26 protein-coding genes and 1 tRNA gene are annotated in these 24,462 nt (G+C 60.4%); 20 read left to right on the plus strand and 7 right to left on the minus strand.

Going from position 1 to position 24,462, the window contains the following annotated elements:
- Window positions 1-829, minus strand: an 829-nt coding sequence (locus D1222_RS08215) for an ATP-binding cassette domain-containing protein (RefSeq protein ID WP_147371835.1), incomplete at its 3' end; no start/stop codon positions are given.
- Between the two features lie 183 nt (window positions 830-1,012).
- On the opposite strand from D1222_RS08215, the gene D1222_RS08220 reads away from it, so the two are divergent.
- On the plus strand, window positions 1,013-2,305 hold the full coding sequence (locus D1222_RS08220) for an NADH:flavin oxidoreductase/NADH oxidase family protein (RefSeq protein WP_182481918.1): 1,293 nt from the start codon (window positions 1,013-1,015) through the stop codon (window positions 2,303-2,305).
- Here D1222_RS08220 and D1222_RS08225 read toward each other — a convergent pair.
- Both D1222_RS08225 and D1222_RS08230 read right to left on the minus strand, forming a co-directional pair.
- Window positions 2,302-2,889, minus strand: a complete 588-nt coding sequence (locus D1222_RS08225) for a hypothetical protein (protein ID WP_119453792.1) — start codon at window positions 2,887-2,889, stop codon at window positions 2,302-2,304. The genes D1222_RS08220 and D1222_RS08225 overlap by 4 nt on opposite strands.
- Complete coding sequence (locus D1222_RS08230; protein ID WP_233348603.1) at window positions 2,886-3,704, minus strand: SDR family NAD(P)-dependent oxidoreductase; 819 nt, start codon at window positions 3,702-3,704, stop codon at window positions 2,886-2,888. Before D1222_RS08230 ends, D1222_RS08225 begins: the two co-directional genes overlap by 4 nt.
- Before the next feature lie 89 nt (window positions 3,705-3,793).
- Here D1222_RS08230 and D1222_RS08235 point away from each other — a divergent pair, with 89 nt between their 5' ends.
- The 5 genes from D1222_RS08235 (at window position 3,794) to D1222_RS08255 (ending at window position 7,483) form a co-directional block, all read left to right on the plus strand.
- Window positions 3,794-4,540, plus strand: a complete 747-nt coding sequence (locus D1222_RS08235) for a hypothetical protein (RefSeq protein ID WP_147371836.1) — start codon at window positions 3,794-3,796, stop codon at window positions 4,538-4,540.
- Window positions 4,541-4,634: 94 nt separating this feature from the next.
- Window positions 4,635-5,618 carry an NAD(P)H-dependent flavin oxidoreductase gene (locus tag D1222_RS08240; RefSeq protein ID WP_119453794.1) on the plus strand — a complete coding sequence of 328 codons (984 nt, stop codon included), beginning with the start codon at window positions 4,635-4,637 and terminating at the stop codon, window positions 5,616-5,618.
- Window positions 5,619-5,781: 163 nt separating this feature from the next.
- Window positions 5,782-6,438: a hypothetical protein gene (locus D1222_RS08245; RefSeq protein ID WP_119453795.1), complete on the plus strand. Its 657-nt coding sequence runs from the start codon at window positions 5,782-5,784 to the stop codon at window positions 6,436-6,438.
- A 158-nt stretch (window positions 6,439-6,596) separates the two neighbouring features.
- On the plus strand, window positions 6,597-7,025 hold the full coding sequence (locus D1222_RS08250; RefSeq protein WP_119453796.1) for a D-Ala-D-Ala carboxypeptidase family metallohydrolase: 429 nt from the start codon (window positions 6,597-6,599) through the stop codon (window positions 7,023-7,025).
- Complete coding sequence (locus tag D1222_RS08255; RefSeq protein WP_119453797.1) at window positions 7,013-7,483, plus strand: hypothetical protein; 471 nt, start codon at window positions 7,013-7,015, stop codon at window positions 7,481-7,483. The genes D1222_RS08250 and D1222_RS08255 overlap by 13 nt, the downstream gene beginning before the upstream one ends.
- A 66-nt stretch (window positions 7,484-7,549) precedes the next feature.
- Here D1222_RS08255 and D1222_RS08260 read toward each other — a convergent pair whose 3' ends face one another.
- On the minus strand, window positions 7,550-10,468 hold the full coding sequence (locus D1222_RS08260) for a TonB-dependent receptor plug domain-containing protein (protein ID WP_119453798.1): 2,919 nt from the start codon (window positions 10,466-10,468) through the stop codon (window positions 7,550-7,552).
- 272 nt (window positions 10,469-10,740) lie between these two features.
- On the opposite strand from D1222_RS08260, the gene D1222_RS08265 reads away from it, so the two are divergent.
- Window positions 10,741-12,765, plus strand: coding sequence for an alpha/beta hydrolase family protein (locus D1222_RS08265; protein WP_119453799.1), 2,025 nt, complete (start codon window positions 10,741-10,743; stop codon window positions 12,763-12,765).
- A 94-nt stretch (window positions 12,766-12,859) separates the two neighbouring features.
- On the opposite strand, the gene D1222_RS15745 is transcribed toward D1222_RS08265, so the two are convergent.
- Complete coding sequence (locus D1222_RS15745; RefSeq protein ID WP_182481919.1) at window positions 12,860-12,997, minus strand: hypothetical protein; 138 nt, start codon at window positions 12,995-12,997, stop codon at window positions 12,860-12,862.
- 76 nt (window positions 12,998-13,073) lie between these two features.
- Between D1222_RS15745 and D1222_RS08270 the strand changes: the two genes are divergently transcribed.
- From D1222_RS08270 to D1222_RS08295, 6 genes are all read left to right on the plus strand, one after another.
- Window positions 13,074-13,148: transfer RNA gene (locus D1222_RS08270), tRNA-Thr, on the plus strand.
- A gap of 212 nt (window positions 13,149-13,360) precedes the next feature.
- Window positions 13,361-14,350 carry a hypothetical protein gene (locus D1222_RS08275; protein WP_147371837.1) on the plus strand — a complete coding sequence of 330 codons (990 nt, stop codon included), beginning with the start codon at window positions 13,361-13,363 and terminating at the stop codon, window positions 14,348-14,350.
- A gap of 125 nt (window positions 14,351-14,475) precedes the next feature.
- The gene (gene murA / locus D1222_RS08280; RefSeq protein ID WP_119453801.1) at window positions 14,476-15,759 is read left to right on the plus strand and encodes a UDP-N-acetylglucosamine 1-carboxyvinyltransferase; all 1,284 of its coding nucleotides are present in this window, start codon (window positions 14,476-14,478) and stop codon (window positions 15,757-15,759) included.
- Between the two features lie 14 nt (window positions 15,760-15,773).
- The gene (locus D1222_RS08285; protein ID WP_119453802.1) at window positions 15,774-16,232 is read left to right on the plus strand and encodes a DUF2948 family protein; all 459 of its coding nucleotides are present in this window, start codon (window positions 15,774-15,776) and stop codon (window positions 16,230-16,232) included.
- 1 nt (window position 16,233) lies between these two features.
- Window positions 16,234-17,544, plus strand: coding sequence for a histidinol dehydrogenase (gene hisD, locus D1222_RS08290; protein WP_119453803.1), 1,311 nt, complete (start codon window positions 16,234-16,236; stop codon window positions 17,542-17,544).
- Window positions 17,534-18,019, plus strand: a complete 486-nt coding sequence (locus tag D1222_RS08295) for a UPF0262 family protein (protein WP_119453804.1) — start codon at window positions 17,534-17,536, stop codon at window positions 18,017-18,019. Before hisD ends, D1222_RS08295 begins: the two co-directional genes overlap by 11 nt.
- On the opposite strand, the gene D1222_RS08300 is transcribed toward D1222_RS08295, so the two are convergent.
- Window positions 18,016-19,056, minus strand: coding sequence for an HWE histidine kinase domain-containing protein (locus D1222_RS08300; RefSeq protein WP_119453805.1), 1,041 nt, complete (start codon window positions 19,054-19,056; stop codon window positions 18,016-18,018). The two genes, D1222_RS08295 and D1222_RS08300, sit on opposite strands and share 4 nt — an antisense overlap.
- A gap of 192 nt (window positions 19,057-19,248) precedes the next feature.
- Here D1222_RS08300 and infA point away from each other — a divergent pair, with 192 nt between their 5' ends.
- Window positions 19,249-19,467 (plus strand): translation initiation factor IF-1, encoded by a 219-nt coding sequence (gene infA / locus D1222_RS08305; RefSeq protein WP_018147535.1) that lies wholly within the window; start codon window positions 19,249-19,251, stop codon window positions 19,465-19,467.
- A gap of 5 nt (window positions 19,468-19,472) precedes the next feature.
- The gene (locus tag D1222_RS08310; protein WP_119453824.1) at window positions 19,473-20,078 is read left to right on the plus strand and encodes a Maf family protein; all 606 of its coding nucleotides are present in this window, start codon (window positions 19,473-19,475) and stop codon (window positions 20,076-20,078) included.
- Here the strand turns inward: D1222_RS08310 and D1222_RS08315 are convergent.
- Window positions 20,039-20,869 (minus strand): hypothetical protein, encoded by an 831-nt coding sequence (locus D1222_RS08315; protein ID WP_119453806.1) that lies wholly within the window; start codon window positions 20,867-20,869, stop codon window positions 20,039-20,041. The two genes, D1222_RS08310 and D1222_RS08315, sit on opposite strands and share 40 nt — an antisense overlap.
- 136 nt (window positions 20,870-21,005) lie before the next feature.
- On the opposite strand from D1222_RS08315, the gene D1222_RS08320 reads away from it, so the two are divergent.
- From D1222_RS08320 to D1222_RS08340, 5 genes are all read left to right on the plus strand, one after another.
- The gene (locus D1222_RS08320; protein ID WP_119453807.1) at window positions 21,006-21,743 is read left to right on the plus strand and encodes a fused DSP-PTPase phosphatase/NAD kinase-like protein; all 738 of its coding nucleotides are present in this window, start codon (window positions 21,006-21,008) and stop codon (window positions 21,741-21,743) included.
- A gap of 74 nt (window positions 21,744-21,817) precedes the next feature.
- Window positions 21,818-22,126, plus strand: a complete 309-nt coding sequence (locus tag D1222_RS08325; protein WP_119453808.1) for a hypothetical protein — start codon at window positions 21,818-21,820, stop codon at window positions 22,124-22,126.
- A gap of 36 nt (window positions 22,127-22,162) precedes the next feature.
- On the plus strand, window positions 22,163-22,435 hold the full coding sequence (locus D1222_RS08330; RefSeq protein WP_119453809.1) for a hypothetical protein: 273 nt from the start codon (window positions 22,163-22,165) through the stop codon (window positions 22,433-22,435).
- 135 nt (window positions 22,436-22,570) lie between these two features.
- Window positions 22,571-23,452, plus strand: coding sequence for a hypothetical protein (locus tag D1222_RS08335; RefSeq protein ID WP_147371838.1), 882 nt, complete (start codon window positions 22,571-22,573; stop codon window positions 23,450-23,452).
- A gap of 35 nt (window positions 23,453-23,487) precedes the next feature.
- Window positions 23,488-24,456: a hypothetical protein gene (locus D1222_RS08340; RefSeq protein ID WP_147371839.1), complete on the plus strand. Its 969-nt coding sequence runs from the start codon at window positions 23,488-23,490 to the stop codon at window positions 24,454-24,456.
- The last annotated feature ends 6 nt before the right edge of the window (window positions 24,457-24,462 follow it).

The raw sequence follows: 24,462 nt of genomic DNA on the forward strand, positions 1-24,462 counted from the left end.
CGAGCTTTGGCTGGTCGCCGCGGGCGCGGACGGCCCGGCCGCGCGCGTCGGATCGGTCCTGGCGTTCCTTGGCTTGCTGGGTCTTGCGTTCGGTGGCTTTGAGGCGGTTGGCGGCGCTGGTCGCTTCGGCCCTTGCGCGGGCGCGTGCCGCATTGCGGGCGGCTTCAAACTCTGACCAGCCGCCGCCGAAGACGGTGCAGCCGACAGGGGTCAGCTCCACGATCCGGTCCATCCGCTCCAGCAGGGCGCGGTCATGGCTGGCGATCAGCAGGCCGCCGGGCCCGCTCTCGATGAGGGACATGACGCTGGCGCGGCCTTCAGCGTCGAGATTATTGGTTGGCTCATCGAGGAGGATGAGGTCAGGCTCTGCCAGCAGAAGGCGGGCAAGGCCGATGCGCGTGCGCTCCCCGCCGGAGAAGGTCCCGATCTTGCGGGTTGTATCGACTCCAGCGAGGCCGGTGTCGGCGAGCGCCTTTTCGAGGCGCGCTTCCAGCGTCCAGTCAGCGGCGTCGAAATCCTCCGCTGTGCCATCGCCAGCGGTGATGCGGGCGAGGCGGGCAAGGTCTGTCCGGACGCCAAGGGCCTGGGCTACGGTTTCGGCCTCATCGAAGCTCTGCTGGAGCATGGCGGCGCGGCCATGCACGTTGATCTGGCCGCGCGCAGGGGCGAGGTTGCCCGCGATCGCTTTCAAGAGCGTGGACTTGCCACAGCCATTGCGTCCAACGAGGCCGACAGCCTCGCGTCCGAGTGACAGGGTCAGATTGTCAAAAAGTGTGTCGCCTTCAGGCGTGGCGAGCGACAGGGAGTCGAGGGTGAGACAGGAAGACATGGGGGACCTCTCGGGTCAGGTAAACAGGCAGCGCGAATTGGGTGCGTGCTTGATCCATGTCTTCGGTGTCCTTTCGGCCTCTTGAGGGGCCTTAATAGGGGGCAGCGGCGCGGGGCGCAAGGAAAACCCGTGGACGGTAAGCGCAGGCTGGGTCATGCTGGCGAACGCGACGGGAGGGCCACGATGACCAGCATTCTTGAACAACCCCTTGATCTGCCATGCGGGGCGCGCCTGCCGAACAGGCTGTGCAAGGCGGCGATGACCGAGCAGCTGGCCGGGCCGCTGAACTGCGCCGATGAGCGTCACGCGAAGCTGTATGAGACGTGGGCGGGCAGTGGCTGCGGCCTGCTTCTGACCGGCAATGTGCTGGTCGACCGGATGCATCTGGAAAGCCCCGGCAATGTCGCGATTGTGGGGGACCAGCCGCCGGAACACCTCGCAGCGCTGAAGGCGTGGAGCGCGGCGGCGAAATCGCAGGGCGCGGCGGTGTGGATGCAGATCAGCCATGCCGGGCGCCAGACGCCGACCATCGTCAACAAGACGCCTGTGTCCGCCTCCGACATCCAGCTGGCGCTTCCGGGCAACCAGTTCGGCAAGCCGCGGCCCATGACGGGGCAGGAGATACAGGCGACGATTGCGGCCTTTGCCCATGTCGCCAAGGTCGCAAAGGAAACCGGCTTTGACGGGGTGCAGGTGCATGGCGCGCATGGCTATCTGATCAGCCAGTTCCTCTCGCCGCGCTCGAACATCCGCAATGACGAGTATGGCGGCTCGCTGGAGAACCGGGCGCGCTTTCTGCTGGAAACGGTGGATGCGGTGCGCGCGGCGGTCGGGCCGGATTTTGGCGTCGGGGTGAAGCTCAACTCGGCTGATTTCCAGCAGGGCGGCTTCAGCTTTGAGGACTGTATCCAGGTGGTCGAGTGGCTGAACGAGAAGTCCATCGACCTGCTTGAGATTTCAGGCGGCAATTATGAGCAACCGGCGCTGCTCGGCATTGAGGGCATGCAGGCGCGCGAGGAGCAGGCCGTGCGTGCCAGCACCAAGGCGCGCGAGGCCTATTTCGTCGACTATGCCGCCATGGTGCGCGAGCGCGCGAAGATGCCGGTCATGGCGACAGGCGGCTTCCGCTCCAGAGTGGCGATGGAGGAGACGGTGTCCTCAGGCATGGCCGACATGATCGGGCTTGGCGCGCCGCTCTGCGGTGATCCGTATGGGCCTGCGCGCCTGCTGTCCGGCGAGAGCGAGCGGCTGGAAAACCATGCCAAGAAGATGCGCCTCGGCCCAGGCTTCCTCGGCCCCAATAGCGGCATCGGCATGATCAAGATGGTCAACGCGCTGGGCCAGATGGCGTGGAACTACCTCGCAATCGAGGCGATGGCGGAAGGGCGGCAGCCGCCAAAGGCCAAAGGGCTGCTGTCCAGCTTCATGAAGCACCAGGCGAGGCAACAGAAGCAGGCCAAGGCTCTGGAGCGTTAGACTAGCGGGATTGAGAACCAGCCAGCGATTTTGCGCGCCAGCTTGTCGCCGGAAGGCCCGTACTCTTCGCGCAGATGGTAATGCAAACCCATCATGAAGGCGATCAGATCACGCTCGGCTTCCGCGACAGCCGCGTTCAGCTCCGCATAGGTGACTTCAAGTCTTTCGGGCGGGGTGTGGCTGGAGGCCGAAACGGTTCCGCCGCCTGAGTGTAATACGACCAATTGGTCCAAGGCCTCTATCGTGGGCGAGGGGTCGTGACCGAGCCATGGGCTGTCTGCGCCCGGTTTGATGCCTTTCCACTCGGTCCAGCCTTCGAGGCCGCAGCAACAGCCGGGCACAAGGAGAAATTCGTCTTTCGATGCGATGAGGCCGCCCGAAATGACGCACTGTTCCTCGTCCGCCAAGCGTTGAATGCTCTCACCTAGAGTTCCCCGGGGTGTGTCCTGATTGTAGTCGCAGAGAGATATCAGGAATGCATCATAGTCGGCTTTGGTGGCCGTCGCCTTGATCGGGCGCAGCAGGGGCTCATCCGGCCCGCCGGTTGCGTCTTCAAAGACGGGTGTGAGGCGAAGCTCGCTCATATCTGGCCGCGCTCGCGGATGCGCTGGATGTAGTCGCGGACATCGTACTGCTCGTCGCCGTCATGGCGGGGGGCGTAGCGGGCATAGGACTGCTTCAGGGCATCCATGCGTTCATCGATCCTGACAGTATTGTAGGCGTGCGAGACAACGAAGCGTTCACCCTCGAGGATTTGCGGATAGATGATGCCCGCGAACTCATCGGCATGCATTGCGACGTCCTCAAAGCCGGGGGTGAGCTCGGTTGAGACCCAGCCGGGAATGATGAGGCCGACGGTGATGAAGTCTGGCATCTGCTCACGGAAGGTTTCTGTCAGGCCGAGGACGGCGTGTTTGGAGGCGATGTAGGCAGCCGCATTGGTGGCGCAGAAGAAGGAGTTCTCTGAGCCGGTATTGTAGATCATGGCAGGCGTGCCTTGCTCCTTCATGCGCGCGCCGAACACGCGGCAGCCATGCCAGACGCCCCAGAAGTTGACGTTCATGATGTGGTGCGCGTCGTTCATCGGCACGTCAGGCAGACGCTTCTCGCGGCTGCCGACGCCAGCGTTATTCAGAAGGACATCGCAGCCACCATAAGTTTGCCAGACATGATCAGCCAGTGCTTCGACCTGGGCCAGATCCGTTACATCGCAGACGCTGTAGCTCGCTTCAGTGCCAATCTGGCTGAGTGCCTCGCAGGCTTCCTGAAGCCGATGCTCGCGCGGTTCAGCCAAGATGATCCGCGCGCCATCCGCGCCAAATTGCTTGGCCAGCGCAAAGCCAATGCCGGTTGCGCCGCCTGTGATGACGACGGTCTTGTCTTTCATGCTGATTGCCATGCGATAGCCCTCCCTTTGGTATTTGCCCTCGATTTCCGAGATGCTTTCGGCAAGGATGACGGCATGGGCGCGAGGGGGCAATCGAAACCATGTTACTTCGTCGGTTGAGCCGGCATATCGGCGAGCAGGACTGGCTCGCTGTGGTGCTGGATTTCTTCATCGTCGTGTTGGGTGTGTTCATCGGTGTGCAGCTTGGCAACTGGAACAGTGCGCGTGCCGATCGGGCGGCGTATGAGGATGCGCTGGAGCGATATCGCGCGGAACTCGCCGTCAATCTGGAAACGCTGGAGACCGAGAATGCGAATGTCATGACGGGTTTGGGCGTTGTGGGGGACGGTATCGACGCCTTGCAATCGTGCGATGACAGCGAAGAGGCGACCGCAGCGGTAAACCGCGCGATCAACCTTGCCATGGGCACGTTTGGCATCTCTGTGCGCGATAGCGCCTTGAGAGAGCTTACGACGTCGCCCCGCCTATTGTCGCTGAAGGCTGATGATGAGAGGCGGCGCTTCAGTGATACCGCCCACATCGTCGATGTGTATGCGCGGGAGGCAAATTTCATTGAGGTCATCCCTCTGGAAAAGCGCTTACAGGACAATCCGTTGATAGGTGTGGGCCAACCAGACACCGTGCAGACGACGTATTTCGGGCAGGATTTTTCCCGCCAGAACAGGCGGCTTGAACTGGCCGTCCCGGTCTCGGTTGCCTGCGCCGACAATACGCTCATCAAGGACCTTTTCACCTGGGAACGCTGGCAGGCGGCGCAGCCTGCGGTGGGCCGCATATTGGCCGAGCGATTTCAGGAAGACCTCGACTGGCTGGACGCGCGAAGCTGAGCGGCAGCGATTTTCCCAACGTCATGTCTTGTCGCGCGCGCGCGCGAAGTTAGGTCTGCGGCAGTGAGGAATTTGCTTTAGAGGGAAGCGTCCAATGTCCGTGCCATCCATTTTTTCCAATCTGCGTCTGCCGGTCATCGGTTCGCCGCTTTTCATCATTTCCGGCCCAGAGCTTGTCATCGCCCAGTGCAAGGCCGGCGTTGTCGGCTCTTTCCCGTCGCTGAATGCGCGCCCGATTTCGCAGCTCGATGAGTGGCTGGATCAGATCACCTCTGAGCTCGACGCCTATAACAAGGCCAATCCGGACCGTCCGGCCGCGCCTTTCGCGGTGAACCAGATCGTCCACAAGACGAATAACCGCCTCGAAGAGGATCTTGAGCTTTGCGTGAAGTACAAGGTGCCGTTCGTGATTACGTCGCTGGGTGCGCGCACCGAAGTGAATGACGCGATCCAGTCCTATGGCGGCATCGTCATGCACGACGTCATCAACACGGTTTTTGCGCACAAGGCGCTTGAGAAGGGTGCTGACGGCCTGATCGCGGTGTGCTCGGGCGCTGGTGGCCATGCGGGCACGCTGTCGCCGTTTGCGCTGATCCAGGAGATCCGCCAGTTCTTCGACGGCCCGCTGGCGCTGTCCGGCTCTATTGCGCATGGCGGATCAATCGCGGCGGCGCAGGCCATGGGCGCTGACTTTGCGTATATCGGCTCTGCCTTCATCGCCTGTGACGAAGCCCGCGCGGCAGATGGCTATAAGGACATGATCGTCGATAGCGCGTCGAAGGACATCATCTATTCCAACCTGTTTACCGGCGTGCATGGCAACTATCTCGCCCCGTCCATCGCGGCAGCTGGTCTCGACCCGAACGACCTGCCAGAAAGCGATCCGAGCAAGATGAACTTTGGCTCTGGCGGCAACCAGAAGTCCAAGGCGTGGAAGGATATCTGGGGCTGCGGCCAGGGCATTGGCGCCATTGAAGAGCGCATGCCGACGGCAAAGTTCGTCGACAAGCTCGAGCGCGAATACAATGAAGCCATCGCAGCCCTGTCGACGGGCCGGGCCTTTGCGCCTGCAGGCTGATCTTTGCTGAAAGATGAGTGGGCTGATGCATCGCCTTCGGGCGGTGCATCAGCTGCTTGCGCGATGCAGAAAATTCGCGCTTTGCTGAGAAGCAGAACATGCTGGCTTTCTGTCGGGGGGCAGGAGCCGGTATGCGTAGATGAAACCGGAAGGGGACCCCGGAATGAAACATCAATTCCTGAAGCTTGCGCTTGGCCTGTCACTGAGCTTTGCGGTCGCATTGCCTGCTGCTGGCGATGCGGTGCATGACGCAATCGAATGCGAGCAATTCCTTGTCATGTCGGCGGGCTATGTCCCGCGCGGCTCTGATGCTGAGACGCAGGTGAAGGAAATGACCAGCGCCTGGTCTACGCACGCGAAGTTGCTGACCGGTGAGGCGGAGACGCTGACAGAGGACCGGGCGCAGATAAGCCAGGCTTTGTTCCAGGTCATGTCGTCCGGTGACGCAGCGCAGCAACAGGCGCTGAAGACATCCCTGCAGAGGTGCACGACACGGCCGGATTTTGAAACTGCGACCTATCCGGACCTCACCTGCGCGCGCCTTGCCCACTATGTAGAAAAGGCTTCAGAGGACACGATCGTCCAGCAGGAGGCCAAGGCCGCCGGTTTTGAGAGCGCTGGAGAAGCCGACAAGGCGGCTATCGCGCAGGGTTATGTCGATGCGGCGCGCCGGCGCCGGGGGCCTGCCTCCGCTATCAAGCACGCCTTCTTCAATGCGCAGCCAAACACCCGCGTCGAGCCGCACCATTTCGGCCTGTTTGGCGATGAGAGCGAGCCCGTATTGGCCGCCTGTACGGCATCGATGGGTCTTGATGAGTAGATAAAGCGGCGTCGTCCCATCCCGGTGGACGCCGTAGTTCCGCCGGATCCGGGCGGGACAACGCCCGCCCTTGCGGGGGCCTCCACGGGGCGGAGCGAATTGGTCCGCCCCCTGACTGGCCCGGTCATAGTGTCTTCCGTCGAAGGAGGACACGGCACTTGCTTTATGCCAACCCTGAAAGCGCGGTCCGCGCATTGTCAGCCAGCTGGCGCTGGCCGCATTTTGCCGTGCGGGAGCTTGCTTGCAGATGCGCGGGCAGGTTCTGCAGCGGGCAGTACTGGCACGATGCTGAGTTTCTGGATGCGCTGGAGGATATGCGGGCGCGGGCAGGCAGGCCGCTCGTCCTGACATCGGGACACAGGTGTGCCGGCTGGAATGCGGCGGTCGGCGGAGCGCCGCTATCGCGCCACAAGCAGATCGCGGCGGATATCCAGATCGCGGGGCATAGCCGTGGGGCGTTGCTCGATGCGGCGATCGAGGCGGGGTTCACCGGTCTCGGCCTTGGGCGAAGCTTCCTTCATGTCGACAGGCGGGCGCGGCCAGCGCGCTGGTACTATTCGGGAAGCGAAAGACTATGGATCCAATAACGGGCCTTGCCGCAAGTGCGGCAGGCGGCGGGCTGTTTGGCCTTATCGGCACAGCCCTTGGGCGGGTGGCAGGCCATTTCGAGACGCGCCAGCGCCTGCAGCACGAAACAGAGCGCTGGGCGCATGAGACAAAGCTGCTTGAGCTTCAGCGGCATGCGCGCGCGGAAGAGACCGAAGGCGAGCTGGCGCTTGCGGAGGTCAGCGGGCGCTGGGCTGGGCTGTCGGCGTCCATGGCGGCGGATGCAGCTATTGGCGAGAGCTATAGATGGGTGAGCGCAGTGCGCGGCGTCACCCGGCCAGCGCTGACACTGCTGCTCTGGTTGATTGCCGGGCTGATCTGGATTGGCGCCGACGGGGCAGGGCGGGCCTCGATCATTGAAACGGCGACATTCGCAGCGACGGCCGCAACGCTCTGGTGGTTTGGTGACCGGGGACCACGGCGCGGGCCCACCGCTTAGCAGGCAAGAAAAAAGGCGGGCCGATGAACGGCCCGCCTTCCTTGATTTGGTTTCAAGCCTTGAGGCTTAGAACGACTTCTGCAGGCGAGCGAACACGCTGCGGCCGCGATAGTCGTACTGCGTACCAACCAGGGCAACAGAGCCGCGGCGGGTTGCAGCACCGGTCGAAACGATCGGTGGAGCTTCGTCGAAGACGTTCGTCACACCGAAGGTCACGCGCCAGTCGTCAGCACGGTACTGAGCCGACACCGAGTGCAGGAAGTAAGGCTCGGTGTACTGCTTGAAGTAGCGAACCTGACCGTCACGGTACGGGAACAGCGAACCACCGAAGATCTCGTCGTTCGAGGTACGGCTGACGAAGTCGGTGAACCAGTTAAGGGTCACGTCGCCGGTGACGAACTGGATACGGCTGTTAGCCGTGAAGTCCGGATCACCAATCGTGCCGTTGTTCTCGTCGACGTCGGAGTCGATGCCACCGAACAGCTCGACGTTATCTTCGAACGTCCAGGTACCCTGGAGGTCGACGATGAGGTCGCCGAGGTCGAACTCGTGCTCGTAACGAGCGGTGAGGTCGAGACCGCGGTTGGTCTGGCTGTTGATGTTCACGTAGCTGTCGTTGACGTCCGTGATCTGCAGGTAGGTTGGGCTTGCAGGGTCAAGGTCGCGGTTGAACAGCTGGCAGAGTGCGTCGTTCGGGAACGAGTCGGATGCATAGCAACCCGAAACGATCGAACCGGCACCGAGCTGAGCAATCTGGTCGTTCACTTCGATTTCGAAGTAGTCGACAGCAACCGACAGGTTAGCGAAGGTTGGGGTGTAGATCGCACCGACCGTGATGGCTTCGGAGGTTTCAGCATCGAGGATGCCTGCGCCGCCGCCCGTGGTGATCAGAGCGGACGAGCCGAACGGATCATAGTCAGCCGGAACTTGCGTCAGACAGTTCTGACGGATGTTCGGGTTGGCTGGTGGGTTAGCCGGATCGGAGAAGTCACACGGGTCGATCGCAGCCTGGCCGAGGAACGAGGTCTGGTTGCCCAGGAACAGCTCGTAGAGGGCCGGGGTACGGTACGACGTGCCGTAGGTACCGCGAACGCGGACCGACGGGGTGATCTGATAGTTCAGACCAGCCTTGTAGACCGAGTCAGAGCCGTAGGAGTCGTACTCGAAAACACGACCGGACACGTTGAGCGTGAGCTCTTCTGCGAACGGCATGCCTGCGAGGATAGGAATTTCGACTTCGCCGAAAGCTTCGATGACGTTGTCGCTACCTGCGGTCACACCAGCAGAGGAAAGACCCCACTGCATGTTGTTGCGCGAGTAGAAGCCTGGCTGGTCGTCGAGTTCGTAGTCACGATACTCAACGCCGAGAGCCACACCGACATCACCAGCTGGCAGCGTGAAGAGCGAACCGGTCACGATGCCCGAAAGCGTCAGCTGCTCGTAAGTGGTCGAACCGCTGTCGTCCTGGATAAGGAAGTCGAGAACGTCTGGAGCGATGTTACCTTCAACGAAATCACGGGTGAAGTAGTTGTAGGTGACAGGGCAAGGCACGTAGGTGCCGTTCAGGCCGTTGTCGGCGTAGTCCTGGTCTTCAATGTAGAAACACTGGAAGTTGCCAGGCGTACCGACGTTGACTGCACCGCCAGCGCGGATCGGGTCGACAACGCGGTTAAGCGGGAAGGTCTGACGGGTGTAGTCGCCTTCGGACTTCGAGTAGACAGCCGAGGTTTCCCACGTCCAGTCCTGAAGCATGTTGCCGAAGTCGCCGCGCAGGCCAGCCGTGACGGAGTAGTAATCGATTTCTACGCCGGTGCTGAATGGAGCGATCGTGATCGGACGCGCAAAGTTGCCGTATGGGTTTTGCGGGTCAGCAGGCGATGCCCATGGGAAGAACTGGCGGTAGTATTCCTGCTCAGTCTTACGGTTGGTGTAGAGCGCGTCAGCGAAAAACTCTGCCCAGCCGAAGTTGTAGTCGGCGGTTGCAAAGATGCTGGCACGTTCCGTTTCCGGGATCACAGCCGTGTCGCGGTACTTCTCGTTGTAGTACTCACGCTCTGCGAAGGCCGACGGACGGAAGTCGCCGAGGTCTTCGTCATAGATGAGACGTGGGCCAGCGTTGATGTCGATCGCGTCCGTGATGGACAGAAGACAGATCGGACGGCCGGTGTTCGGGTCGAGCGTGTCGACGCGGGTGCCGCCTTTACGGTCATAGACATACTCTTGCGGGCAGTCGAAGTAGTCGCGGTCGCGGAAGGTCAGTGGCTCGAGCTTCTGGTAGGAAGCGGAGATGACTGCGTTACCACGGTCGAAGTTGAAGCCGTATGCACCGTCAACAGACCACTGCTCACCACCGCCCTCGTAAGGAACGTTGAAAGAGACGTTGAGCTCTGGAGCGTCGATCGAACGACGGGTGATGACGTTGACCACACCGGCAACAGCGTCGGAACCGTAGATGGACGAAGCGCCGTCCTTCAGGATTTCAACGCGCTGGACAGCGGAAGTCGGGATGACGTTGAGGTCAACCGCGCCAACCTGGCCCTGGACACCGGATGGGCCGATACGACGGCCGTTGAAGATAACCAGCGTACGCTGTGCGCCGAGGCCACGCAGCGAGATGGTGTTCACACCGGTACCACCTTCGACGACGAAGCCACCGAAGTTACCGTTGATCTGGGTTGAACCGGAAGCAACCGACTGCGACTGGATGATGTCGGTCGCGTCGATGAGACCTTCAGCCGTTGCGGTTTCAGCGGTGATCACCTGGATCGGAGAGGACGAGCTGTACTCGTCACGGCGCAGAAGCGAGCCGGTGACGACAACGCGTTCCTGACGCGATTCTGCTTCGTCTTCATCGTCCTGACTCTCGGTCGTAATGATCGGTTCGTCAGTTTCGGTTTCTTGCGCATATGCAACGCCGGTAATGGCGAAAACGCTGTAGGCTACGGAGCCAAGCGCAAGATACCGCAGATCGTTTTTAATCGACATGGATACCCCTTCAAAAATCGGAATAAATTCCCTGAGTCCCGCCCTGAGTGCCGGGATGGTCAAACGAATGCACCCATCATTACAATTCCGCAAACCCTAGTTGCATGGATTTTGGACGTTGAAAGATTGTGTGACATTTCGGTAACGGGAACGGGCAAGTCTTGCCCCGAATTCGCGCTTAGGGGGACAAATATGCGCCTGCAAGGCGAAGTTGACCAAAGCTGCACATTCGGCAACTGTTCCCAACTCATGCGTGATGGAAGGGAGCATCTATGAAGCGGCAAATTATTGCGGCGGCTGGCCTTGCCGGGCTGGCATTCGGAGCTCAGGCGGATCCGGTCTCGATTGAGGCCTTCGCCAAGGAGCCAAATATCAGCAGCCTGTCGATGTCGAATGACGGGACCTATATGGTCGGTCTGATTGCGACGCCGGGCGAAGACAATGAAACGCTGTCACTGGCCAGCTGGGAGCTGCCAGACACGATCGACACCTCGAAGCCATTGGTGCCAACGCGCATCACGCCGCCGAACAATAAAATGCGGTTTGCCGCCATTCAGGCGCTGCCAGGCGATAAGGTGTTCGTCGTTGGCCGTCAGGCCTGGACAGGTCAGACGTTCTGTACTGAAGGCGGCGGCTTTGGTGCTACAAAAACCTTTGTTGTGAAGTTTTATGTCGGGTCGAAAGACCTCGACGACCTCGACGAGGGTATCGCGGGGCTTGGCACCGAGCGTCTGCGTGACAAACAGCTGGCTCAATGCCGCGACATCAATAATACGACCGGCATCTCGAATACGCTTCCGCTTGAAGAAGACCACGTCATTGTGACGTATAACAATATCGCGAGTGGTGAGACCGAGTATTACCGCGTCAACATGCGGACCGAAGAGAAAACGTTCCTCTATAACGGCTCTGGCCGTCAGGGCATCAGCTTCACCGATCCGCGCAATGGCCGCATCCTCGTCCGTCAGGGCATTGAGCCTGCCGGCGACGGCGACTGGCGCGTTGAGACCTACATGCTCAACGAGGATACGGGGGCGATGGAGCGCGAAGAGCCGCTCGATTATCTCGCCTCAAACCGTTATCAGATGGACGTCGCTGGTTATGACGAGGCGTCCGGCCAATACTACATGATCACCGACAAATTCTCGGACAAGGCAGCGGTCTATTTCTATGACCCGAAGACCAACCAGTTCAGCAATGAACCGGTCTTTGCTCATCCGGATTTCTCGGCGACGGGCGTGGTCCTGGGTACGGATAAAGAGAACTGGAACGAGCCGCTCGGCTTCCGCTACGCTGCGGCAACCGTCGAGACGTACTGGCTCGATCCGGAGCTGCGTTCAATTCAAGAGGGTCTGGAACAGGCTTTCCCAGGTCAGATCGTCGATATCATCGATGGAGCGAAGGATGGCAATCGCGTCCTGTTTTCGACGGAAGCAGCTGACCAGCCGCCAGCCTATTACCTCCTGATCAACCGCAACAAGGTGGTGATGATCGGCGACAGCCGTCCGTGGATCGACGAGTCGGACATCGGCACGACTGAGCTGATCTACTATCCGGCACGTGACGGCCTCAACATCCCTGGTCTTCTGTCCCTGCCGGATAGCTATGACAAGAACACCGATGGCCGTATCCCGACTGTGATCCTGCCGCATGGCGGCCCTTGGGCGCGCGACTATGCCGGCTGGGATATCTCCGGCTGGGTGCCTTTCCTGACTTCGCGTGGCTATGCCGTGCTTCAGCCTCAGTATCGCGGTTCAACCGGCTTCGGCCGTGAGCTGTGGTTCGCTGGCGACGAGGAGTGGGGCCAGGCCATGCAGGACGACAAGGATGACGGCGCACAATATCTCGTCGATCAGGGCATTGCTGATCCAGACAAGCTGGCGATCTTTGGCTACTCCTATGGTGGATTCGCAGCCTTCGCAGCGACCGTCCGTGAAGACGGGCCGTACCAATGCGCGATCTCAGGCGCCGGTGTGTCCAGCCTCGCTCTCTTCCGGAGAATTGTGAGTGCGAACCGCATCTCTCGCATCGTGCAGGGCAACACGATCAACGGCATGGACCCAAGTGCCAACACGTCCAAGGCTAACATCCCAATTCTCGTTTACCACGGCGACCGGGATGTTCGCGTGCCAATCGCTGAAGGCCGCGATTTCTACAACGCTGTCAAAGGCCGCGTGAATGCCAAGTTCGTTGAAGTGAAAGACATGCCGCACAGCCTGCCTTGGTGGCCTGATCACCATCGTCAATCGCTGAAAGCGATTGATGACTGGCTGAAGAGCGACAACTGCTTCGGCTAAGGCGAATGCCAGAATGAATGAAAAGGGCCGCGCCATATGGTGCGGCCCTTTTTGATTTCAGTGGGTATGATCAGCGGGCGGTCCGTGCCCATGGCTACTGCGTCTTGTCATTGTCCTTGGCGGTGCTGCCTGGCTTTTCCTTGCGGGCGGCCTGCTTGCGGCGTTTCAGGTTGTCACGCAGCGCCGCCTTGAGGCGCGCCTCCCTACTGTCTTCGTTTTGTTTAGCTGCCATTTGTTCAGTTCCGTGCATTAAACGGCCTTTTCATCATTAGCGGCTTAAGCTAAGGCCCTCGCACGCTAGCGTAAACGCCGCGGTAGCTCAGTGGTAGAGCGCGTCATTGGTAATGACGAGGTCGACAGTTCAATTCTGTCTCGCGGCACCATCCTTCCCTGAATCATTTTCGGGAAAGCGCACGCTCCAGCGCCCCCATGCATCACTGAATTTTCGACAGATGCCCGGAGACGGTCTCGTTCTTCGGTCGCCCGCCCTCGAAATTTGGGGATAAGCAGGCGGCTGAAAAGCCCGGTGGGCAAAGGGATTTCATAGATATCTCCGAAAACCGATTTTTAAAATATTTCTGACTAAATAGAAAATATGAAACGGGTCGGACTTTCGCTTCTATCGATGCTCGCCATGGCACTTTCCGGGCGGGGCCATGCGCAAATAGCGTGCGCCTCGCTGAATGCGGCTGGTGATGCACTACAGGAAGTGCGGCTGATGCGGGTCAATCAGCGCCCGGCCGAAGGCTCTGCTACGCGGGACGAGCTTGCGCGGCTTCTCGTCGACGTGCCACTGCTGGATGGGCGCCAGCATCGCGGGGCAAAAACTGCCCTTTTCGATCCACATGAGTTCGACTGGTATTTCAAACGTCTTGGCGATGCGGTTGCAGCCTCCCAGACTGATGGTGAACTGAAGGCCCGCCGCGTCGTGAAGATGGCGGTTCCCCCGGAAGTCGGGATGACCCTTCTGGCTTATCTTCGCTCTGAAGGGTGTGTCGCATCCGACGAGGGCGTTCGCACCCTCTCGGACGGCGGCGCGGCCATAGGCGCGCGCTATGCCGATCGGCAGCAGCGCGAGTCGGTAGGGGCGCGTTTTTCAGACGAGCGTGAGCGCCCAGCTTCGTCAGTTGTGAAGAAAGAAGAAGATGTACCCGTGGCGGAGGCACAAGCTCCAAGTCGTCTCACACAGTTCATTCTACCGATTGCCTTGATCGGGGCGTCTCTATCGCTGGCAGCCTTGCTGTTTCGGCCCTGGATGCGTCAGAGAAGTTATGAGTCGACGCCGCGTATCCTCTGCGAGCGCCAGGGCCTTATGCTTCAGGGCAACAAGGAGCGGAAGGTTACCATTGTCGACTACAACCGTGACGGCATCCGGGTGAAGCATTCCGGGCTGTTGCGAAGGCGCGATGCCTCTGTCGCTCTGGCTGGCAAGACGCTGGACGGCACGCTTGTGTGGCGCAACAGGACCTATGCGGGGTTTGTCTTCGAACTGCCGCTCGACGACGACACCTATGAATGGCTGATCGATGCGCTGACCGGAACTAGCGCTGACGGCGAGGATCCACCGATCTCCTCAGCGGCTTGACCTGATCTGACCTGGCCATGTCGTGCTTGCCCGGCACCCCGGCTGGTGCGGCGTGTCACGATCTTTCACGAAAGCCTCACATTCCGGCCTTTCCCGGACCATGCGGCGCATTATAAGTCCTGCACATGGACAGTCTAAAAATCATTGGCGGACAACCGCTTTCCGGTGAGATCCCGATCTCGGGTGCGAAGAATTCTGCGCTGAAGCTCATGGCGGCCTGCCTGCTGACGGCAGAGCCGGTGACGCTCACCAATATGCCCAACCTCGCTGACACGCGTTTCCTGTCGCAATTGCTGCAGACGCTGGGCGTTGAGGTCTATTGGCCGAAGGGCGATTCGGAGTGCCGTCTGAATGCCGAAAACCTGACTTCGACGATCGCGCCGTATGAGCAGGTCCGCAAGATGCGGGCGAGTTTCAACGTGCTGGGGCCGATGCTGGCGCGCTATGGCCATGCGACCGTGTCGCTGCCGGGCGGCTGCGCCATCGGTGCGCGCCCTGTCGATCTTCACCTGCAGGCGTTCGAGGCGATGGGCGCGGACCTTCTGGTCGAGCAGGGCTATGTAAAAGCGGCCGCAATCCACGGGCTGAAAGGCGCACAGATCGTCTTTCCTTTCGTGTCTGTTGGCGCGACCGAGCATGCCATGCTGGCAGCGACGCTCGCCAAGGGTGAGACCGTGCTTGAGAATGCCGCGCGTGAGCCTGAGATCGCAGACCTTGCCGATTGCCTTATTTCCATGGGCGCAAAGATTGAGGGCGCTGGCTCTTCGACTATCACCATCCAGGGCGTCGACGAGTTGCATGGCACGCATCACAAGGTGATGTCTGACCGGATCGAGGCGGGCACCTATGCGATGGCGGTCGCTGCCGCTGGTGGGCACGTCACGCTGACTAATGCGCCAGTCGGGGCGCTGAGCGCGCTCAACCATGCGCTGCGCAATGCGGGTGTGAAGGTTGAGGCCGACAAGGACGCCGGCACGATCGAGATTGAAACAACAGGCCAGCCGCTGGCGGCCGTAAACGTCGATACGGCGCCGCATCCTGGCTTTCCGACTGACCTGCAGGCGCAGTTCATGGCGCTCATGTCGGTGGCGCGCGGGACCTCCATCATTCGTGAGAATATTTTCGAGAACCGGTTCATGCATGCGCCTGAACTCTCGCGCCTTGGCGCCAATATCGCGGTGCGCGGTTCTGAGGCGATCGTGACGGGCGTTGAAAAGCTGAAGGGCGCGCCCGTGATGGCAACCGATCTGCGCGCCTCTGTCTCTCTTGTCATTGCAGGCCTTGCTGCCCAAGGTGAGACGACGGTCAGCCGTATCTACCACCTCGATCGTGGCTTTGAGCGGCTGGAAGAAAAGCTGAGCGCTGTCGGGGCGAATATCCGCCGGACGAGCGAAGAAGATGAAGGCTAGGGGCTGAACACGCCATGGCAACAGATAAACCGCTGCGGCTCATCGCTGAGGATAGCGAAGACCTGAAAATCATTTCAGCCGCTGTGCAGGACTGCGTCATCAAGGCGGAGAATATCAGGTTTGAGCGCAGCCAGCGTCGCTTCGCGCTCGAGATCAATCGTTTCCGCTGGGAAGATGCCGCTCATAAGGGCAAGCGTGAGCCGAAGACCCGCGTGCGGTCGCTGCTGGCGTTCGACGGCGTCCTGTCTGTGAAGACACGCGGTGTTTCGCGCGCTGACCCTGACATGGTCTATTCTTTGCTCGCGGTTGAATTTGAACCAGATCAAGACCCGCCGGGCGGCATTGTGCGCCTTCACTTTGCTGGCGACGGGGAAGTGGAACTGGCTGTCGAAGTGCTCGATGTGACGCTGCTCGACAGTGACTATGAATGGACAACGCGGCACACGCCGCAGCACGACCGCAGGAGACGCTAGCATGGCCAGGTGGCTGGACGGCACAAAAGGCGACTTTGCAGACGAGCTCGCAGCCTTCCTCGCTGAGCCGCGCGGAGAGGTCGAGGATGTCGCGCAGACGGTGATGGATGTGCTGGCCGACGTGCGCGCCAAGGGCGGCGAAGCCGTGGCGCGCTATACGTCCAAGTTTGACCGGCTGACGCTGGACCCTGTCACGCTGCAATCGGACAATGTGGACCTGCATGCGCTGGCAGCCGGTTGCCCAGCGGACCTGCGTGAGGCCATCGACTATGCCGCCGAGCGCATCACCGCCTATCATGAGCGCCAGCGTCCTTCGGACAATTTCTTCAAGGACGCCGAGGGCATAGAGCTTGGCTGGCGCTGGACGCCGCTCGACAGTGTTGGTGTCTATGTGCCGGGCGGTCTCGCGTCCTATCCAAGCTCTGTCCTGATGAATGCCGTGCCGGCGAAGCTGGCCGGCGTAAAGCGCGTTGTGATGACCGCGCCTGCGCCGGGTGGGCAGCTCTCCAATGCGGTGGCCTATGCTGCGCTGAAGGCAGGGGTCGACGAGTTCTACCCGATTGGCGGGGCGCAGGCGGTTGCGGCACTGACCTTCGGGGCAGGGCATCTTAAACCTGTCGACAAGATTGTCGGGCCGGGCAATGCCTATGTCGCTGAAGCCAAGCGGCAGGTCTTCGGCCGTGTCGGCATCGATACGATTGCTGGGCCGTCTGAGATTCTGGTCATTGCAGACGAGAGCGCGAACCCGGACTGGATCGCCGCTGACCTGCTTAGCCAGTGCGAGCATGATACCTCTTCCCAGTCGATACTGATCACTGTGGAAAAGCCTGTGGGTAAGTCTGTGGAAGAAGCTGTGGAAAAGCAGTTGAAAACGCTCTCCACCGAAGTGCGCGCGAGGACCTCCTGGGAAGCGCATGGCGCTATCATCCTGGCTAGGGACCTGGACCAAGCCGCGGACATCGCAAACGAGATTGCGGCCGAGCATCTGGAGCTCGCCGTAGGTGACCCTGATATCCTGCTGCCGCAGATACGGCACGCCGGGGCGGTGTTCCTCGGGCACCATACGCCAGAGGCGCTGGGCGACTATGTGACCGGGTCGAATCATGTGCTGCCAACGAGCCGGGCAGCGCGTTTCAGCTCTGGCCTTGGGCTGACCGATTTCATGAAACGGATGAGTGTGCAGCGGGCAGGCCCTGAAGGGTTTGCCGCGTTGGCCCCAGCTGTCCTGCGCCTTGCCGAAGCCGAAGGCTTGCCGGCTCACAGGCGGTCTGTGTCCATACGTACCAATAGTGGTGGGAGCGATGGCGGATAAGCGACTTGTTGCCGTCGAGATCGATGAGGACACGCTCTCATCAAGTGGGCCGGATGCCGAGCATGAGCGGCGCGTGGCCATCTTTGACCTGATCGAAGAAAACTCTTTTGGGGTCAGGGACGATGACCGCGGGCCGTATGTGCTTCACCTCTCCATGATGGAGCGCAAGCTCGTCTTTGATATCAGGCTGGAGGACCAGACAAAGGTTCACATGTTCATCCTGTCGATCTCCCCGTTCCGGGGGATCATCCGCGATTATTTCATGATCTGCGAGAATTATTATTCGGCGATCAAGACCCAGTCGCCGCATCAGATCGAGGCCATCGATATGGCGCGGCGCGGTATCCACAATGAAGGCTCGAACCTGCTGGCAGAGCGGCTGGAGAACAAGATCGACGTCGATTTCGATACGTCGCGGCGTCTCTTTACGCTGATCTGCGCATTGCATGCCGGACAGACCCGGGCGCCGACCTAGACTTTCGGAAAAGCGATCTCTTCTGGCGGGGCCATAGGATGGAGTAGCCGGGCGGTCAGTTCCAGCCGTAGGCCATCCTCCTCGAAGACGCGGTCATAGCTTACATTCGGCATGAAGTTGAACAGCTGTGAGCCGAAGCCTGTAGCCTCTGGCGCCTTCACGCCGGTCAGGCCGCTTTCTTTCCAGCACACTTTGACAGAGTGGGGGTCATCGCCGTGCGCCGTTTCAATGCGCAGGGCACCGCCCGGGACCGAGAAACAGCCGTATTTGGCGGCATTGGTTGCCATTTCATGGATCAGAAGTGAGGCGTGCTGGGCGCCGCGCGGACTGAGGCGCACGTCTGGCCCGTAAATGGTCACGCGCTCGCAATTGCGTCCGCAGAACTGGTCGAGCCCGTCTCTCAGGACAGAATGCAGCCAGAGGCCTTCCCAATTATGATCGCGTAGCTGGTCATGGGTGCGTCCCATGGCTGCGAGGCGGGCGGCGAATTCGTTGCGGAACTCTTCGATGGTTTCGGCTTGGCTACCAGACAGCATGGCGACGGCCTGGATGACCGAGAAGATGTTCTTCACCCGATGGTCGAGTTCCTGCTGGATAATCTCGTTACGCTGGCGAAGTTTGTCGGATTCAGTGATGTCTTCGGCGTGCTGGACGATGTAGGCCACATCGCCGTCGATGCCGTAATACGGCGTCTGCACGCATTGCCAGCACTTGGTGCTGACGGTGCCGTCGGCGTGGCGGAAGTGGTAGTAAGTGCGCTCAAGCTGCGTTGTCTCGCCATTCAGTGTGCGGATGAAGGTTTCACGGACGGGAGCGGTTCGGTCGTCAGTGTCGGGGAAGGCGTGAAAGATGTTCTTTCCGACGATTTCAGGAAGCTTGCGTTCGACGGAGTCGAGATAAGCCTGGTTCGCATACATGATGGTCAGGCTTCTATCCATGATCATGTACGGCGTAAGCATGCCGTCCACGAGATGGCGAAAGTTCAAGAGTGCCGAGCCTGCTGGCAAGGCATTATGGGTCGCAAGTCGATGCGGCATGACACACACCAGGAATTGATTTTTCCTGATCTGACACCAAATTTCTTCCCAAGCCGTTACCAGACGCAATGCGCCAGCGTAGCCGCGTTGCCTTTTACGGCTTGCCCTTCCAGGTGACGAAAGTTACGAACCGCGCCATATCTGGCCCGCAGGGATGGTTTGACAGTCTCTGCGGCTGAACAAGGAGTGCCAATGTCAAAAGAAGAACTGATCGAGTTCAACGGAACGATCATGGAACTGCTGCCGAACGCGACCTTCCGCGTGAAGCTGGAAAATGATCACGAAATCATCGGCTATACAGCCGGCAAGATGCGCAAGAACCGCATCCGCATCCTGACGGGCGACAAAGTCCTCGTCGAAATGACGCCTTATGATCTGACCAAGGGCCGGATCACCTATCGCTTCAAATAGTCATGATGCCAGCGACGCGCGCGCCCCTGATCCTGGCGAGCGCGAGTCCACGGCGGCTCGACTTGCTGGCGCAAGCCGGAATTGCACCAGACCATGTCCGGCCTGCCGATATTGATGAAACCCCGCTAAAAGACGAAGCGCCTGCTGCGCTGGCCGAACGCCTGGCGCGCGAAAAGGCGTTGCACGTGCACGATGCTGGCAGCTTCACGCTCGCCGGTGACACCGTCGTGGCGATGGGGCGGCGCATTTTGCCAAAGGCAGGCGACGCAGCTGAAGTCATCGATTGCTTGAGAATGCTGTCGGGCCGCGCGCATCAGGTCATTTCCGGCCTTGCCGTCTGTGCGCCAGATGGGCGGATGTCAGTGCGGGCCGTCCGCTCCCGCGTCCTGTTCAAACGCCTCACCGATGACGAGATCAAACACTATGCCCATGCCGGCGATGGCGTCGGCAAGGCGGGCGGCTATGCCATTCAGGGGCAGGCGGCGCCATTCGTGCGCCGGATCAACGGTTCATACACGGCGATTGTGGGCCTGCCGCTCTATGAGGCGGTGTCCATGCTGCAGGGGCTCGGCTATCTTAGCGGCGCGGCCTCACCAAGCGGCGCGGAATAACGCATCAGGTCGGCTCGCCCGCTTTCATGCTGCGGAGCATGAGTGTTTGTCAGGCTGGCGGATACCATTGCACTTTCTGGAATGGGCTGAGCCAGCGGCATGAGGAATGTCCGCCGGGTTTCTGGCAGCACAACGAGGCTTGCCAGGGGCAGGGATGTGCTTTCGCTATTCGCGTCCATCTGGATCGTGCCCTGAAGGCGCGCATGGGCGGTACCCGTATTCGAGACGACCAGTCGAAGCGCGGTTGAGCCGTCTGCGAGCAGGACGCGCGTGATGGACTCTATGACGGGCAGACTCTTAGCGTCCGGTCCCGTCAGATAGATAAGGCTGGTTTTCTCGATCTTTCGAAGGATGTTGCCGCCGTCCGACGTCGTCACAGGTGCGATCGCTGAGGCGAGGAGGGCAATCCGGCGCGAAGCAGTCGGCGGCGCCGTGTCTGGGATCTTGATATCGACGAGGATTTCGCGGGCCTCTCCCGGCGCAAGTGAGACATAGGCCGGGCTGAAGCGGACCCAGTCTGTCATGCTGTCAGGCGCATCACCGGGCGGTTCAAGTTCGAGCTGGCCGTTTGCGCTGATAGCCCAGTCAGCGAGACCGATTGTGAGCTCCACCGTCTCCGCCGCGCTGTCATTGTGCAGGGCGACGAGGGCACGTTCGCGCGAACCCGGCGCGCCGGCCAGTTCCAGCGATGTCGGTTCCAGCGAGACCTGCCTGCCATGGGCGGGAATGGAAATGCCGCCAAGGCAGGCGAGCAGGAGAAGGCCTGCGCGAATAGAGCGGGTGAGCTTCATGTCCTGTCCCAGCTGACCGGTCGCATTACTGTGCGTTGACGATAAAGCTAGATGGCCCCGGTTACCGGGGGGTTTAGAGGCGCAGCGTGCGCGCCAAGCTTGCGCGGATCGCCGGGCTTGGGTAGCCAAAACAGCGATGACCCAGCCTGACCAAGAGCCAGAGCGCAAAGCGCCGCTCAAGAAAAAGAAGAAGCGCAAGAAGCCGCCGCACATTGCGCCGGACCTGACGACGGCGAATGGACGCCGCCGCGCGCAGATGGAGCTGGTGCTGGGCGATCACGGCTTTCTGCGCGAGGGCTTTCAGAACCTGCACCAGATCAGCCCCGAAATGTGGCGTTCGAACCAGCCGAATCCTCGGCAGGTCGCCGAGCATGCGAGCGCGCGCGGCATCAAGACGATCATCAATCTGCGCGGCGATAGCACGAAGGGGTATTACCTCCTCGAGAAGGAAGCTTGCGAAGCGGTTGGTATTACGCTCGTCGATTTCCAGGTCTTCTCCCGCGACACGCCGACGCCTGAGCGCATTGAGGCCGCTCGCGACCTGTTTGAGACCATTGAGTATCCAGCGCTGATGCACTGCAAGTCGGGCGCGGACCGGGCCGGTCTGATGAGCGCGCTCTATATGATCATCCGTCAGGACATGCCGGTGGAGAAAGCACTGAAGCAGCTGTCTGGCCGTTACCTGCATGTCAAAGCAGGCAAGACGGGCATGCTGGACGCCTTCTTCGAAGCCTATCTCGAGAGCTCGCGCGAGACGGGAAAAGACTTTATGACGTGGGTGAAGGAAGATTATGATCGCGACGCGGTGAAGGCTGAATTCCTTCGGAAGCGGCAGGGGCGCATCAGCTTCGACCGGATTCTCCGCCGGGAATAAACTCAGTCTTTTCTGGAGCCTCCAAAGGGTTCGTGAGAAGACTGAAGCCTAGAAAGCCTTAGAAGGACGCCACGATGAAATTCCCAGTCTCAATCCTGCTTGCCAGTATCGCTCTTGCGGCCTGCAACGGTAGCTCAAGAGACCGGGCAGCGATCATGGAGTTCTGCGAGACTGAAGTCGGTATGGAGAAGGCAGAATGCGAGTGCCTGACCGATGCGGCAGAGGAAACGCTAGACGATGAGCTGTTCGCCAAGTTTGCGGAAATTGCCCGCAACAATGGCGAAGGCGAGGTGGCCATCTCCGGCAACTCGGCAAATGAGCAGCGTCAGGTTTTCGAGTTCATTCTGGAAGCGGCACCGCGCTGCGTTTTTGGCCAGGAATAGTCCTGTAGCCAGGCTTTGTTATTTGGGGGAATAGGAATGAAGTTCTTTATCATCAACAGCTTCCGGGCGATGGTTTATATTGCCTATCTTGCGATCATCGCGTGCGGCGTTCTGCTCGGGATCTATCAGCATGGGCAGTTCGCTGCTGGTTATGGCCTCACCGGCGATATCGCGCGTGTTGCAGAGATCGTTGGTTTCACGATCGCGGGCTGGATCGTGGCCAGCGTTATTTGCGGCCTGATCGTCGCCGTTCTTGATATCCGCGACGACATCAATGACCGCCTGCCTGACGCGCGGCGCGACAGCTAGGCACGGCGCAGACCATTTTGAAGGCCGTGGTGGGACACGATGTCCTGTCACGGCCATTTTCGTTCGACTTTGTCCCGGCCTGCATGCTTAGCCTAGCGGCGTGACTTCAGTGATCTTGCAAGCAGGGTAGCGGGTTTGGCCTTACACACCGCCACAATTTCGAGAGATACTTTCAGCCATGCGCGCAAGGTGGCGATCCCGACATTGCCGGGCCTGCTTCTCATGGCGGCTGCCGTCTTTGCGCAGAGTTATGTGAACCGCTTGGCGAGCGAGGGCGGCGAGCCGGTATTTTACTGGTTTGCCATGGGGCTTCTGGTGATCTTCGTCGGAAGCTTCTGGTCTGCGACCATGTACCGGAAACTGCTGCCTGAGGCCGGAACATCAGGTGTGTTCGGGGATGCGAGCCGGTTGTTTCTCGCCAACCTTGCGGTCTACGGGCTCTATTTCATCCTTCTCTTCCTGATGACGCTGTTCTTCTCGATCTTTGCCGGCGTGCTGATTGATGCGTCGGGCTATGACCCGTCAGAAAGCGGGCAGGCGGCGGATGAGGTGTGGCGGTCGATCGATGCGCTGTCCGGTTCTGGCGCGGCGATCATCCTGTACCTGTTGCTGCTCGTGTCGGCAGGCGCGCTGATCTGGCTGGGGCTGCGGCTTTTCCTGTTCGGCGCGGCAACGATTGCAGAGCGTCATGTCACCATTTTTCGCAGCTGGCCATGGACCGCGAAGCATGTGTCCAAACTGGCGCTTGTCTGGGTCAGCCTGCAGCTTTTGCCGTGGCTTGTTCTTTCTCTGATCGCTTCGCTCGTACTGCATGCGGGCGGGATCACGACGGTGATCAGCGTCTACGCGCCGCCACCTGAATCGGCAGAGGCACTGGGTGATCTTGAATTCGCGGGCCTTGCCGCGGTCGCCTTCCTAATCCTTGCGCCTTTCTACTGGCTGGGTCACGGGCTGGCGGTCGCGCTTTATCAGCGTCTCGCCCCCACCCGTGTTGACGCGGAGACGACTTTCGGCTGATTGCTGAGGCTGTATCAGGTCCGGGGAGGGGCAGGGTGGAGCATCGTTTCAGTTTCGCGAATGCAATGCTGCATTTTGCGCAGGCGCGCGGGCCGGGCGGCTTCATCTGGAAATATGCGCTCACCTATCTCATCGCCGTGCTCCTCATGGGCGGGCTGGCCTATCTCCTCTTCCAGCCACTGATCGGGCTTTTCACGAACGCATTACTTCAGGTCGCACGCGGCGCCATGACTGGCGATGACGTGGAAGTTGTCATCACGCGCGAGATCACGGGAATGGCTGGCCGGATCATCTTTTCCTATATCGGCCTTCTGCTGCTGACCGCGCTTGTCTGGTCCATGTTCGAAGCGGCCATCCAGCGGCGCTATGTGCGCGAGGAGGGCTTCAGCATTGGTGTCGGTGCCGATGAATTCCGCCTGCTGCTGGTCGCGGTCATGTGGATCCTGTTCAACATTGTCGGTTATCTCGCGAGCGCGATCATCGCGGGCATTCTGGGCGCGATGATCATGAGCATTGGCGGGGGCGAGAATTATGCGCTCGGCTTCAGCTTTCCGATCGTCTTCCTGCTCGCGGCGTTTGGCTGGATGTATTGCACGGTGCGTTTGTCACCGGCGGCGGGCCTTACGATCCGCGATCGGCGGCTACAGTTCCTGAATGCATGGGGCGCAAGCCGCGGCCGCTTCCTGCCGCTCTTCTTTGCCTATGTGTTCCTGGGCATCATTTTCTGGATCATCGTCACGGTGCTCTATACGGGCGGGGCAGCCGCGACGATTTCCATCTTCATCTCGAACTTTGGCGACTTTGAGCAGGTCGAGCAGAATCCTGCAGAACTGATTTTCTTCATCCTGCAGGGCCGGTTCATTGCCAGCATGATCGGCATCTACGCCGTCCTGCTGACCTTCAATGGCCTGCTTGCCTATGTCTGGGCAGGCCCGGCATCGCTGGCGGCCAAGACCGATCCGCGCGGCGGCGGCATTGCGCAGGCCCCGGACGTGTTTGCGTAGAGGCAG

This window comes from Henriciella algicola (assembly GCF_003576245.1).
Classification (GTDB): Bacteria; Pseudomonadota; Alphaproteobacteria; order Caulobacterales; family Hyphomonadaceae; genus Henriciella; species Henriciella algicola.